Source organism: Neobacillus vireti (genome assembly GCF_036962465.1).
Lineage (GTDB): Bacteria > Bacillota > Bacilli > Bacillales > Cytobacillaceae > Neobacillus > Neobacillus vireti_B.
Genome location: NZ_JBALNF010000029.1, coordinates 20,963 through 35,885, shown reverse-complemented (window position 1 = coordinate 35,885; position 14,923 = coordinate 20,963). Strand labels below are relative to the sequence as shown.

Below are 14,923 nucleotides of genomic sequence, written 5' to 3'. Positions count from 1 at the left end.
GCCGCCTTCCGCTCCAACCAACATGCTAAAAATCAATAATAATCTTTAACACAGCCAAATTTTTATAAAAAAAAGAGCAAGCTTAAAATAGTACTTGCTCTTTTAATCATTATTTAATTAGTGCTTTCTCGGCGGCATCAATTGTTTTTTCACTAGCAATTAACCCATTAATCGTCCAGAAAGTTGGATCGTTCATTTCATATACATGATTATTCTTGACAGCATCCAGGCCGTTCCAGATGGAGCTTTTACTTAAAAGATCAAGGCCGGCTTCGCCTTTCTTGCTGATAAGGAAAATGTGGTCTGCCTTAATTTCCGGTAATTTCTCAAGAGCGATTGGATCCCATTGAACTGCCGCATCGCCTAGGTTTTTAATGAAGTCAGGCTGTTTTAGCCCTAGATCATTGTAAATTACGTTCGCGCTAAAACGATTGTGTTCCATAAGGTAAAACTTATCGGCCATTACCCAAATAAGAGCAACGGTTTCGTCACCAATCGACTTTTGAATCTTCGCTTTTGCATCTGCTGCTTTCGTATCGTAATTGGCAAGCGTTTCTTTTGCTTTGTCTTGCTTACTTAAAATCCTACCCATTTGCGTAAGCTGTTTACGCCAGTCAGAACTAATTTCGTCCTTAAAAACATAAGTTGGGGCAATTTTTTTATATTCCTCATATTGTCCTTTTTGAATCGCAGCAGGGGAGCTGAAGATGATTAAATCAGGATTATTGCTAATTACTTGCTCTAGAGGGAGATCCCAGCTAATTTTTGGAACACCCTTTAACTCAGGCTGAAGATAATCTAATACCGTATCGCCGATCGACCATTGGGCAGCGGGCTTTACCCCGAGTGCCACCAAAGAATCTTCTAGGTATGGGGCAATGATTTTCTTAGGATTCGCTGGAATAACCACTTCACCTTTGGCGTCCGTTAATGTAACTTTGCTCGTTTTATTTGTGGTATTTTTGGTTTCCTTTGAAGAATTACTACATGCGCTTACTAAAAATAAAATTGTAAGTAATGTGAATATAATGGTTATGCGCTTTTTAAACACTATTTTTCCTCCTTATGTATGAATTACGTCGACTAATGCAAATGATAATCATTTTCATCTAAACAGTCAATAAGTAAATGGCTATTTTTTGCATTCTATATTCGAAAAATGTATGAAGGATATTATTGGGAAGTCCTTTTTATAATATGTACATATTGAAAAACATTTATNNGACACTTTATACTAATGATAATGATTATCATTATACTGTTTTGAAAAGAATAATAAGTTTTACTTGTTTTTAAAGAGAGGGTGTTCCTTTTGAATGAACATGCCAAGAATCATGGTGGCCTCATAAATCATTCTGTACAGCACGAAACAAAACGGAAAACATCCCTGACAGGTTCATTCGTTTTAGTTTTAGGTATTATTTTCATTATTTTCTTTATTGGATTATCGATCGCATACGGTGCAGCAGATATTCAACTAGCAACAGTATGGGAAGCAGTCACACATTATAACTCAAAGCTTGCCCCTCACCAAATCATTCAAGAAATCCGTCTGCCAAGGGCGATAGGGGCGGTGATGGTGGGGGCATTACTTGCGGTTTCGGGAGCCGTCATGCAGGGATTAACCCGTAATCCGCTTGCATCCCCTTCCATCATGGGTGTCACCGATGGGGCCGCTTTTGCCATTGTTATGATGCTTTCCTTTTTCCCGGCGGTCACCCTTTTAGGACTAACTGTTTCTTCGTTGGTGGGTGCAGGGCTAGGTGTAACGCTTGTTTTTACGATTGGTGCTTTTTCTAAAGGGGGGCTGACACCGGTTAAACTGGCACTTGCCGGTGTGGCGGTTGGCTCAATGCTAAGCGCGATTTCGAGTGCCTTTGCTTTACATTTTCAAGTGGCAAAGGATATGAGCTTTTGGTATGCTGGCGGGTTAACATCGATTAGCTGGGCATCCATCAAAATCTTGTCGATTGCGGGACTGATTGGATTAGTGCTTGCGATGCTCATCTCCCGTTCGATTACGATCTTGAGTCTTGGAGAAGAGGTTTCGAAAGGTCTTGGACAAAATCCGTTCCTAATAAAAACGCTTGGTGTGATAGTTGTTCTTGTTTTAACAGGTGCGGCCGTATCTGTTGCGGGAGCAGTTGGGTTTATTGGATTAGTGATCCCCCATATTTCTCGGTTTATTATTGGTTCTGATTACCGCTGGATCATTCCGATTTCCGCCGTCTTAGGTGGACTTTTATTAGTAATGGCCGATATTGCTTCAAGGATGGTAAACGCTCCATATGAAACCCCCGTCGGTGCCATCACCGCAATTATCGGAGTACCCTTTTTCCTATACCTTGCACGTGGGGAAAGGAGAGGGCTGTAATGCATGAGGTTTACACAAAACGGAGAAAATTTATCTTAACGATAAGTATTTTAATCATCCTTACAATAATTACATTTATCGTAAGTCTTAACTTAGGGGTAGTAAAAATAGCCCCCATAGATGTCTTTAAAACCCTGATAGGACAAGGTACAGCCCGCGATCGACTTGTTTTGGTTGATTTTAGACTGCCTAGAATGATTTTGTCTTTAATCATAGGTGCGGCATTAGCTGTTTCAGGAGCTATCCTGCAAGGTGTTTCTAAAAATGAGTTGGCTGACCCCGGCATTTTAGGTATTAATGCTGGTGCAGGTTTTACTGTTATTCTATTTATCTATTTCTTTCAAGGTTCTATGAACGATGTATCTTCAAGCTATGGTGTATTTCTTATGCCTCTATTTGCTTTGGTAGGAGCCATTATTGCGGCATTATTGATTTATTCGATTGCCTGGAAAAAAGGAATTGATCCTGTAGGTCTTATACTAGTCGGAATTGGGGTTAATTCTGGATTTGGTGCGGCGATTGTGATTTTCCAACTAAAAATGAACCCACAAGACTTTATGCAGGCCGCCGTGTGGCTATCAGGTGATATCTGGGGGGCCAATTGGAGGTTCGTTTCCATCATTGCTCCATTAATCCTTATCGTGCTCCCATATGCCATTTATAAATCACATATTCTAAACGTACTTAATCTCGGCGATCAAGTCGCGACAGGACTTGGGATACAAGTTGAAAAGGAGCGAAGAATATTGCTATTGGTGGCTGTTGCATTGGCAGGATTTAGTGTGGCTGCAGGAGGCGGCATTGCCTTTTTAGGATTAGTTGCCCCGCACATAGCAAGAAAATTTATCGGCCCCAAACACCAGCTAATGCTGCCGATTACGGCTATATTAGGTGCCTTGCTTCTTTTAGCTGCCGATGCAATAGGGAAAAACTTATTAGCTCCGACCGAGATACCAGTTGGAATTGTCACAGCCATATGCAGCGCTCCCTATTTTATCTACTTACTTATGAAAGCAAAATAAAGGAGGAACAAATATGGTTTCACTTTCAACCGAACAACTTCAAATTGGGTACGGAGAGAAAATTATTGTCGATGGTTTGAATTTAAACATAAATAAAGGTGAGATTACAACGATTATCGGGGCAAACGGCTGTGGAAAATCCACCATTCTAAAAACGTTAGCTCGTGTTCATCATGCTAATTCAGGGGTAATCTATTTAGATGGAAAGATGATCCACAAAATTCCAACTAAGGAGATTGCTAAAAAAATGGCGGTACTTCCGCAGAGCCCGGAAGCGCCAGGCGGGTTAACCGTCTATGAATTGATTTCTTTTGGCCGTGCTCCCCATCAAGGAGGGTTCGGCAGACTATCTGAAAAGGATCGAAAAGTCATTGATTGGGCCTTAGAAGTTACAGGATTGATTTCGTTTGCTGACCATGCCGTGGATGCCCTATCAGGAGGTCAGCGTCAGCGTGCTTGGATAGCAATGGCCATAGCTCAGGAAACGGAATTATTGCTGCTAGATGAACCCACAACCTACTTGGATATGGCCCATCAGCTTGAAATTTTACAGCTATTGGAGAAATTAAACAAAGAAGAAGGACGAACGATTGTGATGGTCATTCATGACTTAAACCATGCGGCTCGATTTTCCCACTATATGGTCGCGCTTCGTGGAGGGAAATTGGTAAAGGAAGGTTCAGCAGAAGAGGTCATGACACACGACGTTTTAAAAGAGGTCTTTCATATTGATGCAGAAATTGTGAAAGATCCCAGGACCAATAAACCAGTCTGCCTTTCCTATGACCTGCTCAAGAGAGAGACGAAAATGACAGAGCAAAAAACAGTAAACTTTTAAATGTGAATATGGATGGGGATTTAATGAAACTTTTCGATGTAACGATTATTGGCGGTGGGCCAGTCGGTTTATATACAGCCTTTTATTGCGGAATGAGAGAAATGGAAACGAAAATTATCGAATATCTTCCCTATCTAGGGGGCAAAGTTTCTTATTTTTATCCGGAAAAAGTCATTGGTGATGTAGGTGGAATCCCTGCTATAACAGGGGAGAATTTAATAAGGCAATTAGAACAACAAGCAATGACCTTTCAGCCGACGATTGTATTAAACCAACAAGTGATGGAATTGGAAAGACTTGAGGATGGAACTTTCCTGTTAACAAGTCATAACGGTGAGAAGCATCATACAAAAACGATAATTTTAGCGACCGGGTTTGGAGCGATTAAAAATTCCGGACTTGACCTCCAAAACGCAGACAAGTACGAAGGGAAATACCTCTATCATACCTTTGAAAATTACCTAACTTTTCAGGACCAACATGTCTTAATTTATGGCGGGGGCAACTCTGCCGTAGAATGGGCAAACCGATTATTACCGATTGCGAAACAGGTAACAGTTGTTCATCGACGAGATGAATTTTCCGGAATGGAAAGAAATATTTACAACTTGAAAAGCTCAAAGGCTGACATCTTAACGCCATACATTCTTGATGCTTTACATGGTGATGAGGCATTGCAAAGTGTAACGGTTAAACATATCAAAACAGAAGAAACAATAGACATTCCTGTAGATGCAGTTCTTCTAAATCATGGATTTTCCATTGAGTTAGGTGAAATCAAACAATGGGGTTTAGCATTTGAAAACGGAAGTATCAAAGTGGATCACTCCATGCAAACGAATATTGAAGGAATCTTTGCAGCAGGTGATATTGCAGGATATGCCAATAAACTGCATCTCATCACGGGAGGTTTCTTTGAAGGTCCTACGGCAGTGAACAGCGCAAAAGCCTACATAGAGCCGGGAAAAAAATTAAAGCCGATTTTTTCTACCACTCATACTAAGCTCCACCGCCTAAGAGAGACAGGAAATACAAATTAATTCGATGATTATTTTTTGAAAAGGTCAGCAAAATAAGAGAGGGGAATGTCAAACGAAGGAGGATTTTCAATGTCAAAGGATAAGAATACACCTTCACCAGAAGTGGACCAAAAGAAACTTTTAAATGATAAAGTAGAAAAAGCTCGTCAAAATAATTTTGAAGACGATCACGTTCGACGTGTGACACCTAATGGGGCTCAGGGTCAATAATACTTCAATACAGATACTTAATCGAATGCAGAATGTCATTTTCATGATATTCTGCTTTTTTCTTTCATTTCTGGGTATATATATTTAAGTGGAATGTACCTTGGACAAATTCGGTAAACTAACCTTGTTTGTTAGGACTTTCTTTTTACGGACTTTCTAATTGTTAGGAGAATACCTTTATGGAAGAAAAAGAAACAAAAAAGCAAGAGATTCTTGATGCTTTCCATTTCAGACACGCGACGAAAAGATTTAAAACTGAAACAAAGATTTCCGAGGATGACTTTCAACTTATTTTAGAAGCTGGACGATTGTCGCCAAGTTCCATCGGTTTTGAACCGTGGGTCTTTTTAATTGTCCAGGACATGACGCTCCGGGAAAAATTAAAAGAAGTATCCTGGGGGGCCCAAGGCCAGCTGCCTACCGCCAGCCACTTTATTGTCATTCTTGCTCGGACAGATGTACGATATAATTCCGAGTATGTTGTCGACCATATGATAAATGTTAAAAAAATGCCGGAGGAGATACTTAAAAATGCTCAAACACGGTATAAAAGCTTTCAAGAATCAGACTTGCCTATGCTCGATAATGACCGTGCCTTATATGATTGGTCTTGCCGGCAAACCTATATAGCATTGGGTAACATGATGACTACTGCTGCTCTAATTGGGATTGATTCTTGTCCGATCGAAGGATTTGACTATAAAGCGGTAAATGAAATTCTTGAAAAGGAAGGGCTATTAGAAAACGGAAAATTAGAAGTTTCCGTAATGGCTGCATTTGGCTACCGTGAGGAAGACCCGAAACGTCCTAAAACAAGGAAAGAACTAAATCAAATCGTGAAATGGGTTTAATTAGGAGGTTAATGAATGAATTCAAAATATGCACCCTTATTCGAGTCGTTTACGTTTCCAAGTGGAGTGGAAGTGAAGAACCGGATTGTTATGGCTCCAATGACAAATTTTTCATCCAATCCCGATGGAACAGTGACAAATGCAGAAGTAAGCTATTACGCCAGACGCTCAGGCGGAGTAGGGATGGTTGTGACCGCCTGTACCTATGTAACAGCCAATGGGAAAGGGTTCCAAGGTGAATTTGGCGGGGACCGTGATGAGTTAATCCCTAGTTTACAGCAGCTTGCTACAGGCATCAAGGAACAAGGAGCGAAGGCCGTTTTGCAGATTTTTCATGGTGGCAGACAATGTCCGCCAGAATTAGTTCCGAATGGAGAAATCGTTAGTGCCAGCCCTGTTCCGGTTGAAGGAAATGGAAAACCAGTACCTAAAGAATTAACGGATCAGGAGATTAAAGCAATTATTCATGATTTTGGTGAGACGACTCGCCGGGCGATTGAAGCAGGCTACGATGGTGTTGAAATTCATGGGGCAAACGGCTATTTGATTCAGCAATTTTTCTCTCCTCACACCAATCGCCGTGACGATCGCTGGGGTGGAAGTATCGAAAAGCGGTTAACCTTTCCATTAGCGGTAGTGGATGAAGTGAAAAAAGTGGCAGCTGAATATGCCAAGGGTCCGTTTATTATCGGTTATCGTTTTTCACCAGAGGAGCCGGAAACGCCTGGGATAACGATGGCTGAAACGTTCGAATTAATTGATGCACTTTCCGATAAAAATCTCGATTATCTTCATGTCTCCCTTCAGGAATTTTGGTCAAAACCAAGACGCGGGGTAGAAGATACGCGTTCCAGAATTGAAATAATCCAAGAACGGGTTGGTGATAAGGTTCCAGTCATTGGCGTGGGATCCCTCTATACAGCGGATGAGGTGCTGCAGGCATTCCAATCAGGTGTACCATTCATTGCCATGGGCCGTGAACTGATCATTGATCCGGATTGGGTACAGAAGGTAAAAGAAGGACGCGAAGCAGAGATTGTTACCAAAATAGATAAAAGTAAACAGCAGGAATTGGTCGTTCCCGATCCTCTTTGGCAGGCTATTATTCATTCTCCAGGATGGTTCCCAGGAATTGAGTAAATCAAAGGCATCCCAATTTGTTGGGATGCCTAAAAACAGTGCGTTAAGAATATTGGTTCTCGCTTTCCGTCTCATTGCTATTAATCATGTCTTTAACATCCTGTGAAATTTTTTCAAATGTTTGATTGACTCTATTCATAATTTCCTCATTGTCTGTTGTTCCCGTGTTGGGTTGATTGTTTTTTTCCATAATCTTCACCTCCATTCTTATCGTTTGTAAATGATCCTAAGTTTATGACAGTGAAACGTTTAAAGTCATTGTTTGTACTCGGCATTGTATGAATTTTCACCTGCATGGACCGATAATAAGGTGTCGGCATAACCAACTAAACGGTTGATAATTTCATCCGAGATGCCATAGACAAGCTGATGACGGTCTTTATGATGTAGGGCAGGATCATCAAAAATAATCGTTGTATTAATAAAAATTTCTTTGGTGCCAAGCAGATTGTAATGAATAATGGCTTTCCCAGCTGCGCCTCCAGATAGTGGATCTTTATAGTTTGGTAAAAAGATATACCATTCTTCGGCTGAGGGGGAGCGGAAATTTTTTGTAAAAATCATCCCGGATATTTCTTCTTCTATTTTCTTTTTTGTTTGAATGCTGACTACCTCGACAACGTTATCTTCCAAGTAAGTTCCTTCTCTCTATAGTGAAATACATATGTTTTAACTTTCCCCACTTTTCACCATCCTTTTCATAATATTGGAAAGGAATAATGAGCTAATTGTAGAATAGAAAGATGAAGATAAATATATATGGCGGGGGTAGTAATTTGCAGATTTATTATTATTTAGAGGACATGATCTTGCTATTTTTATTTGTTGGCGTGGGTCTTCTATTTGGAATTGTTGGTTGGCGAAAAAAGCAGTATGCTAAAATGTATGGTGGTTTTGGTCATTTTATAGGAGTGATCATTAGTGGACTGTTAACTTATGATGTCAGTCGGGAAGATAGCAGTAAAGGAATAGCCATCATGATCCTCTATCCTCTCTTTGCCGGAGGGGGCTGGTTGATTGGCTTATTTATCGGTAAAGCAAAAGATCGGCAGAGCAGCAAACACATGTAGGGAGAGATTATCATGTATCAAGAAGGCTTAATTGAAGTAACTGGAGGAAAGGTTTGGTATCAACAATTTGACGAAAACGGCCAGGGCATACCATTACTTGTTTTACATGGCGGGCCAGGTTCATCCTGTTTTTCATTACAAGGATTGAAAGAACTTAGCAAAGAACGCCCCGTTATATTATATGATCAATTAGGCTGTGGCCGCTCTGAACGGCCAAAGGATGAGAGCTTATGGCGAATTGAGAGATTTGTAGAGGAATTAGGTCAAGTGCGAGCAGCGCTTAACCTTGAAAAAGTACATATTTTAGGCCATTCCTGGGGGACCACACTTGCCGCTGCCTACGCTTTAACAAAGCCCGCAGGAGTAAATAGCATTATTTTTTCAAGCCCATGTCTCAGTGCCCCCTTATGGGAGAAGGACCAAAGGCGGAACCTTAAGCAACTGCCTCTGGAAGTACAAGAGACAATCAAACGCTCGGAAGAAAATGGAACCACTGACTCTAAAGAATTTGAAGCAGCGATTGAAGTGTTTAATAAACATTTTGTTAATCGGTTAGAGAAAAAACCAGAGTGGCTTGAGAAGAGACCTAAGGAATATTGGAATGCAGTGGTCTATAACATCATGTGGGGCCCATCTGAATTTACCGTTCTAGGTAATTTGAAAGAGTTTGACTGTACTTCACAGTTAAAAGAGATTACCTGTCCAACCTTATATACCTGCGGCAGATTTGATGAAGCCACACCTGAAACTACGGAATATTATAGCCAACTGACACCAAAATCACGGTTTCATGTGTTTGAGAACAGTGCACATATGGCTTACATTGAAGAATCAGAAGAGTATATCAGAGTTATGGCGAATTTTCTAAACTCGGTCGACCGTAAATAGAAATTTCCTGTTAGTAACATGGAGCAGCTTGATTGAATCAAGCTGCTTTTTTAGCATTAGACAAATTTCGAAAAAATTAGCTAAGGTAAGAGGAAAGTGTAACTTTTTGGCGAATATACACACTTAGAACGATTAATTTAGTACTATAAAAATCATGAGGGTATGAAATGAAAAGAAACGGGCAAATTATACTAGTTTCAATATCCATCCTTTTTACCGTTTATCAAAAACTTACCGATCATCACCCCTTTTTCACGCTAGACTTTTTAATTTTTACGATGATTGCTTGGTTTGTCGGATGGCAATATGATAAAGCACGCTACTTTGAGAAAAAAGCTAGAGCCAGTGAGGAGAGCTATAAAACATTAATCGATTCCCTGCCGCAACCTGTCTATATTACCCAGAATCATCGCTTCCTATATGCCAATCTAGCGGCTGTACAGATGGCAGGCTTTAAGCGAAGGGAGGATATGATTGGGGAAAATTTACTAGATTTTATTCTTCCCGATTATAATGATAGATTTAATGAACGATTTAAGCAGGTAGAAAAAGAGAAAAATGCTGTTAATACGATGGAATACAAGGCAAAACGATTGGACGGATCTACATTTTTTTTCGAAGTCACCTCCTTATCTATTTCTTTTGGTGGTAAAGAAGCCATTTTATCGATAGGAAAAGATGTTACCGCTCGAAAGGAACAAACGGAAAACCTGTTACAGAAATCTGAGAAATTGGCCTTATTAGGTCAGATGGCTGCTGGTATTGCTCACGAGATTCGTAACCCGCTTACTTCTATAAAAGGGTTCATCCAATTATTTAAGGCACATCAAATAAAGGACGAGTACTTTGATATTGTCTTAGCAGAACTTAATCGGATTAATGCCATTGTCGGTGAGTTTCTATTCCTAGCCAAACCAACAGCGGCGGTATATTTGGATCACGACCTAACGATTTTACTTAATGACGTTGTGACCTTAATTAGTACCCAAACGATCTTAAATAATGTGGAGATAGCCGTCGACTACGACGATCATCTCCCAAAGGTTAGTTGTGAAGAGAATCAATTGAAGCAGGTTTTTCTTAATCTTTTTAAAAATGCCATCGAAGCCATGCCCAATGGTGGAACGATTCAGGTTTACATGAGGAAAAAAGGGGAAACTCAACTCTCAATCAAAATTAAAGACGAGGGAGTAGGAATTCCCAAAGAAAGAATATCAACTCTCGGAGAACCGTTTTATACAACAAAGGAAAAGGGGACCGGACTAGGCCTGATGACTTGCTACAAAATCATAGAAAGTCATCATGGAACCCTTGATATTCAAAGTACAGTAAATAAAGGGACAACAATTGAAATTAGCTTACCGTCAATCGTCTCGTCATAAATGCAGACTTTACCGAGACAAGCAAGATAAACGATTTGAAAATACATACATGATTTTTTTGGCAATGTGAGAGCTCCTTAGATGGGGCTCTTTTTATTAATTTAAGTCCTTTTTACTAATAATAATAATCGATATTTTGCTATAATGATAAATGTGCCTATTTTTACTTTGGCAAAAAAAGGGAGGCTAACGGGGATTTTATGAATAAAAATAAATATGTTTTCTGGGGTCTAGTCATTACGACCTTGATTTCTGCACTCGATGCGAATATTATGCAAACGGCAAGCCCAACCATTGTAAAGCAGCTCGGTGGAATGGAGTTGTTTGCCTGGGTGTTTTCTGTCTATATGTTAGCCAGTACGATTACTGTGCCGCTTTACGGAAAACTTTCCGATATGTATGGGCGGAAGAAGCTTTTAATGATTTCGGTTGGCCTATTTACATTTGGTTCCATTCTTTGCGGTATGGCTAATTCTATGGTCATGTTAATTGTTTTTAGAGGCATTCAAGGTCTGGGGGCAGGCGGGATGGTTCCTCTTTCGATGATCATTGTTGGAGATTTATTTACGATTGAAAGGCGTGGCAAAATCCAAGCCGTTTTTAGCAGTATTTGGGCCATTTCTTCTGTTGTCGGTCCGATTTTAGGCTCTTTTTTTGTAGAAGCGTTAACATGGAGATGGATTTTCTTTATCAATATTCCAATCGGGATTGCTACGGTCTTGTGTTTAATTCCATACAAAGAAACTACTGAATTTCGGAAAGCACATATTGACTACAAGGGATTTTTCTTATTTGGAATTTCAATTGCACTTTTACTTTTGTCCACCAATGTCAGCAAGCCGTTTTGGTATCTTGTAATTGGCTTAGTTGGGATGCTGGTTTTTGTGTTGGTCGAAAGAAAGGAAGAACAGCCATTTCTACCGGTTTCTCTATTTAAAAATAAAGGTATTCTAAGAACGAATCTTTTTATGTTATTTTACTGCCTATCCTTTTTCGGTACTTCGAACTTTATTCCATTGTTTTTACAAGAAGGCCAGCATATGAGTATTTATAAAAGCGGATTGATCCTCTTAAGTATTGCAATCGGCTGGATGTTTGGAAGCACACCGGCAGGGAAATGGATTATTCGTTTTGGCTATAAATCTTTATTTATTGTAGGCAGCTTTATCACGTCGATCTCAGGTTTGATGCTTTATTTATTTGTTAATGACGTTTCTTATCTTGTTTTGTTTCTTATTTTGCTGGTCCAAGGGGTTGCCTTCGGTTTGTTATTCGCAGTTGGGACGATTGCATCGCAGGAGTTTGCAGAAGCACATATAAAAGGAATGTCGACCTCCTTGCAGATTTTCCTGCGGAACATTGGGACATCTGTTGGGGTTACCATAATGGGGTTAATCATTAACCATGCAGTTAGTATTAGTGTTGGGATGAAACATGTGTTTCTTTATGCGCTCATTTTAAGTTTGGTCACTGTTGGAATCAGTTTTATAATTCCAGCAAAGACAGCTGTGGAAAGAGAGCAGTAGATAGAAAACGGTCTGTTCCTCAGATTATCATTTGATAAAGACCGGTCAAAATCCAGTGTGACCGGTTCTCTTCTAGGGGACAAAATATAAAAATAGCATAGTAAATCGCCACCACCTATTCGCATATTACGGATAGGTGTTTTTTTATTGATATAAAGCTATTTTCTTAAATTTTATAATAAAAATCGCACCAATTTTAGCATAAATTTAGCAGTGTACAATAGCCATTGACAGAGTGTTTTTAGGCGATTTTATGTGCTAAAAATTTATGCTAAAAAAATTTGGATACTTTTAAAAATTGGCTCCTGCACTGCGTTTTGGTATTACTCACAAAAGGTTAATAATTAAGGATATTTTGTATCTACGATAAAAATAAAGTAGTAGAATTAAGCTGACAATCCATTTTAGGAGGGAAGACTCAATGAGTCCATTATTAGGATTGATTCAAACACTGATTATAATGGGTTTAATTTTTATTTTGGCTTATAAATATGTTGATGTTCGAACAAAAAATACCCATTTTGAATGCCCACATTGCCGTTCATCCTTTAAATTATCAAAATCAAGTTTTGCATTGGCACTAAAAAGAAATATGTATGAACGGATGGTGACTTGTCCTGTTTGCGGGTATAAAGGTTGGATGGAAATAATAAATGATGAAAATAGGAACTAAGTAACAAAAACAAAACAAGAAATACGCTTGGTGATAAAAAAGCCAAGTGTTTTGTTTGCTAAAATTTCATTTTTTAGGTAGAAAATCAACTATTTTAAATGTAAGCGCTTTAAAATAAACAAAATAGTTAAAATAGTCAAAAAACATTGACAGACTTTTTTTTCGATGGTAACCTTATCTAAAATTACATAAGAATTGATGACGAGAAGAGTAAGATAGGTTATCTGTTTCTAGAGAATCGACGGTTGGTGCGAGTCGATAACAGGACTATCTGAAGATCATCTCCGAGATGTATGGCTGAATCAGTAGTAAGCCTTACCGGAATGTCCACCGTTAACTTGGAACACGTACAGCTGATTGTACGTTGATCGAGAGCCGCAGTCTAATTCAGGCAGCGGAAGTAGGGTGGTATCGCGAGTTCACTCGTCCCTATAACCAGGGGCGAGTTTTTTGTTGTCTATAAACGAATGTGAACTTATAGAGGAGGAAGAAAGAATGAATCAACAAGTCGATAAAAAAGCTTTTAATGTGGAGGACATCATCATTGCAAGTCATACGATCAAGGATGTCATCTCACCAACACCATTACAATACAACCACTTATTATCAGAACGATATGGCTGCCATGTCTACTTGAAGCGGGAAGATCTTCAAAGCGTTCGCTCCTTTAAAATCCGTGGTGCCTATAACAGGATTAGAAAGTTAAATGAAGATGAGTTAACAAACGGCATTATTTGTGCAAGTGCCGGGAACCATGCACAGGGTGTCGCCTATTCCTGCCACTTGTTAAAAATTAATGGCAAGATCTTTATGCCAAGCACCACACCCAAGCAAAAGGTTAATCAAGTGAAGTTTTGGGGTAAGGACAGTGTCGAAATTGTTCTGGTTGGAGACACCTTTGATGATGCCTATGAAAAAGCGATGGAATGCAGTGTCGCGGAGAACCGTACGTTTATCCATCCTTTTGATGATTTCGATGTCATCGCCGGTCAAGGAACCGTTGCTGTTGAAATGCTCGCTGATTGTCCAGAAAAGATTGATTACTTGTTTGCAGCCATTGGCGGTGGTGGTCTAGTTGCCGGGTGCGGAACTTATTTAAAGCATTTTTCACCACATACTAAATTAATTGGAGTTGAGCCGCTAGGCGCACCTGGAATGAAGGAATCGATTTTGAAAGGCGAAGTAACTTCATTACAAGAGATTGACCCATTTGTGGATGGGGCCGCTGTTAAAACAGTTGGGACGAAGACATTTAATCTTTGCAAAGAACTGGTCGATGATATTTTGGTGATTCCTGAAGGAAAAGTATGTACGACTCTTTTATCGCTTTATAATGAGAATGCAATTGTGGTTGAACCGACTGGCGCGCTTTCTGTTGCTGCCTTAGATTCTTATGCGGAACAAATCAAGGGGAAGACGGTTGTCTGTATCGTAAGCGGGGGCAACAATGATATTGGAAGAATGCAAGAAATAAAAGAAAGATCAAAGCTTTATGAAGGTCTTCAGCATTACTTCATTGTTCAATTTCCACAGCGTCCCGGAGCATTGCGTGAATTTTTATTTGACGTTTTAGGACCCAATGATGATATCAGCCATTTTGAATATACCAAAAAGAATAATCGCGAAACCGGACCTGCTCTAGTTGGAATTGAATTGAAGGATAAAGAAGATTACTATCCATTAATTGCCCGGATTAAGGCAAAAGGATTTTTACACCGAGAAGTGAATAAAGACAGCACCTTATTTCAAATGCTAGTTTAATTTTAGACTCTGTTAAAGATTATACTTGAATTTTTAGCACGTTGATTGGAGCGGAAGGCGGCGAAGACTCCTGCGGGAGTACGGGGCAGGGGAGACCCCACAGGCGCAAGTGCGCCGAGGAGGCTCCCCGGCACGCCCGCGGAAAGCG

Annotated in this window: 16 protein-coding genes and 1 other annotated feature; of the genes, 13 read left to right on the top strand and 3 right to left on the bottom strand. The window is 39.8% G+C overall.

The window, feature by feature from the left end; translation table 11 throughout:
• Window positions 1-109: 109 nt before the first annotated feature.
• The gene (locus V7077_RS13035; RefSeq protein ID WP_335502151.1) at window positions 110-1,051 is read right to left on the bottom strand and encodes an iron-hydroxamate ABC transporter substrate-binding protein; all 942 of its coding nucleotides are present in this window, start codon (window positions 1,049-1,051) and stop codon (window positions 110-112) included.
• A gap of 294 nt (window positions 1,052-1,345) precedes the next feature.
• Here V7077_RS13035 and V7077_RS13030 point away from each other — a divergent pair, with 294 nt between their 5' ends.
• The 7 genes from V7077_RS13030 to V7077_RS13000 all read left to right on the top strand — a co-directional run bounded on the left by V7077_RS13030 (window position 1,346) and on the right by V7077_RS13000 (window position 7,475).
• Window positions 1,346-2,374, top strand: coding sequence for a FecCD family ABC transporter permease (locus V7077_RS13030; RefSeq protein WP_420489646.1), 1,029 nt, complete (start codon window positions 1,346-1,348; stop codon window positions 2,372-2,374).
• On the top strand, window positions 2,374-3,396 hold the full coding sequence (locus V7077_RS13025; protein ID WP_335502149.1) for a FecCD family ABC transporter permease: 1,023 nt from the start codon (window positions 2,374-2,376) through the stop codon (window positions 3,394-3,396). The genes V7077_RS13030 and V7077_RS13025 overlap by 1 nt, the downstream gene beginning before the upstream one ends.
• Before the next feature lie 13 nt (window positions 3,397-3,409).
• Window positions 3,410-4,234 carry an ABC transporter ATP-binding protein gene (locus tag V7077_RS13020; RefSeq protein WP_335502147.1) on the top strand — a complete coding sequence of 275 codons (825 nt, stop codon included), beginning with the start codon at window positions 3,410-3,412 and terminating at the stop codon, window positions 4,232-4,234.
• Between the two features lie 23 nt (window positions 4,235-4,257).
• Complete coding sequence (locus tag V7077_RS13015) at window positions 4,258-5,274, top strand: NAD(P)/FAD-dependent oxidoreductase (protein WP_335502144.1); 1,017 nt, start codon at window positions 4,258-4,260, stop codon at window positions 5,272-5,274.
• A 69-nt stretch (window positions 5,275-5,343) separates the two neighbouring features.
• Window positions 5,344-5,484 (top strand): hypothetical protein, encoded by a 141-nt coding sequence (locus V7077_RS13010; protein WP_335502142.1) that lies wholly within the window; start codon window positions 5,344-5,346, stop codon window positions 5,482-5,484.
• A gap of 179 nt (window positions 5,485-5,663) precedes the next feature.
• Window positions 5,664-6,335 (top strand): NAD(P)H-dependent oxidoreductase, encoded by a 672-nt coding sequence (locus tag V7077_RS13005; RefSeq protein ID WP_335502140.1) that lies wholly within the window; start codon window positions 5,664-5,666, stop codon window positions 6,333-6,335.
• A 15-nt stretch (window positions 6,336-6,350) separates the two neighbouring features.
• A complete protein-coding gene (locus tag V7077_RS13000) occupies window positions 6,351-7,475 on the top strand; it encodes an NADH-dependent flavin oxidoreductase (RefSeq protein ID WP_335502138.1) in 1,125 nt (374 codons plus the stop codon).
• Window positions 7,476-7,518: 43 nt separating this feature from the next.
• Here the strand turns inward: V7077_RS13000 and V7077_RS12995 are convergent, their stop codons facing one another.
• Window positions 7,519-7,665 carry a hypothetical protein gene (locus tag V7077_RS12995; protein WP_335502136.1) on the bottom strand — a complete coding sequence of 49 codons (147 nt, stop codon included), beginning with the start codon at window positions 7,663-7,665 and terminating at the stop codon, window positions 7,519-7,521.
• A 65-nt stretch (window positions 7,666-7,730) separates the two neighbouring features.
• Window positions 7,731-8,108 (bottom strand): hypothetical protein, encoded by a 378-nt coding sequence (locus V7077_RS12990; protein WP_335502134.1) that lies wholly within the window; start codon window positions 8,106-8,108, stop codon window positions 7,731-7,733.
• A 110-nt stretch (window positions 8,109-8,218) separates the two neighbouring features.
• Here V7077_RS12990 and V7077_RS12985 point away from each other — a divergent pair, with 110 nt between their 5' ends.
• From V7077_RS12985 to ilvA, 6 genes are all read left to right on the top strand, one after another.
• The gene (locus V7077_RS12985) at window positions 8,219-8,545 is read left to right on the top strand and encodes a hypothetical protein (RefSeq protein WP_335502132.1); all 327 of its coding nucleotides are present in this window, start codon (window positions 8,219-8,221) and stop codon (window positions 8,543-8,545) included.
• A gap of 12 nt (window positions 8,546-8,557) precedes the next feature.
• A complete protein-coding gene (locus V7077_RS12980; RefSeq protein WP_335502130.1) occupies window positions 8,558-9,433 on the top strand; it encodes a proline-specific peptidase family protein in 876 nt (291 codons plus the stop codon).
• A 167-nt stretch (window positions 9,434-9,600) separates the two neighbouring features.
• Complete coding sequence (locus V7077_RS12975; RefSeq protein ID WP_335502128.1) at window positions 9,601-10,815, top strand: ATP-binding protein; 1,215 nt, start codon at window positions 9,601-9,603, stop codon at window positions 10,813-10,815.
• A gap of 200 nt (window positions 10,816-11,015) precedes the next feature.
• Entirely contained in the window at window positions 11,016-12,341 is a 1,326-nt protein-coding gene (locus tag V7077_RS12970; RefSeq protein ID WP_335502125.1) for an MDR family MFS transporter, read from the top strand.
• A 421-nt stretch (window positions 12,342-12,762) separates the two neighbouring features.
• Window positions 12,763-13,014, top strand: a complete 252-nt coding sequence (locus V7077_RS12965) for a hypothetical protein (RefSeq protein WP_335502123.1) — start codon at window positions 12,763-12,765, stop codon at window positions 13,012-13,014.
• Between the two features lie 189 nt (window positions 13,015-13,203).
• Window positions 13,204-13,448, top strand: a binding site (T-box leader).
• 61 nt (window positions 13,449-13,509) lie between these two features.
• Window positions 13,510-14,775 (top strand): threonine ammonia-lyase IlvA, encoded by a 1,266-nt coding sequence (gene ilvA, locus V7077_RS12960; protein ID WP_335502121.1) that lies wholly within the window; start codon window positions 13,510-13,512, stop codon window positions 14,773-14,775.
• Window positions 14,776-14,923 lie beyond the last annotated feature (148 nt).

What these genes read in the sequence shown, in the direction of transcription:
- V7077_RS13025 (WP_335502149.1), top strand. Translation starts at nt 2,374, where the DNA reads ATGCATGAGGTTTACACAAAACGGAGAAAATTTATCTTAACGATAAGT.
- V7077_RS13020 (WP_335502147.1), top strand. Translation starts at nt 3,410, where the DNA reads ATGGTTTCACTTTCAACCGAACAACTTCAAATTGGGTACGGAGAGAAA.
- V7077_RS13015 (WP_335502144.1), top strand. Translation starts at nt 4,258, where the DNA reads ATGAAACTTTTCGATGTAACGATTATTGGCGGTGGGCCAGTCGGTTTA.
- V7077_RS13010 (WP_335502142.1), top strand. Translation starts at nt 5,344, where the DNA reads ATGTCAAAGGATAAGAATACACCTTCACCAGAAGTGGACCAAAAGAAA.
- V7077_RS13005 (WP_335502140.1), top strand. Translation starts at nt 5,664, where the DNA reads ATGGAAGAAAAAGAAACAAAAAAGCAAGAGATTCTTGATGCTTTCCAT.
- V7077_RS13000 (WP_335502138.1), top strand. Translation starts at nt 6,351, where the DNA reads ATGAATTCAAAATATGCACCCTTATTCGAGTCGTTTACGTTTCCAAGT.
- V7077_RS12995 (WP_335502136.1), bottom strand. Translation starts at nt 7,665, where the DNA reads ATGGAAAAAAACAATCAACCCAACACGGGAACAACAGACAATGAGGAA.
- V7077_RS12985 (WP_335502132.1), top strand. Translation starts at nt 8,219, where the DNA reads ATGAAGATAAATATATATGGCGGGGGTAGTAATTTGCAGATTTATTAT.
- V7077_RS12980 (WP_335502130.1), top strand. Translation starts at nt 8,558, where the DNA reads ATGTATCAAGAAGGCTTAATTGAAGTAACTGGAGGAAAGGTTTGGTAT.
- V7077_RS12975 (WP_335502128.1), top strand. Translation starts at nt 9,601, where the DNA reads ATGAAAAGAAACGGGCAAATTATACTAGTTTCAATATCCATCCTTTTT.
- V7077_RS12970 (WP_335502125.1), top strand. Translation starts at nt 11,016, where the DNA reads ATGAATAAAAATAAATATGTTTTCTGGGGTCTAGTCATTACGACCTTG.
- V7077_RS12965 (WP_335502123.1), top strand. Translation starts at nt 12,763, where the DNA reads ATGAGTCCATTATTAGGATTGATTCAAACACTGATTATAATGGGTTTA.
- ilvA (WP_335502121.1), top strand. Translation starts at nt 13,510, where the DNA reads ATGAATCAACAAGTCGATAAAAAAGCTTTTAATGTGGAGGACATCATC.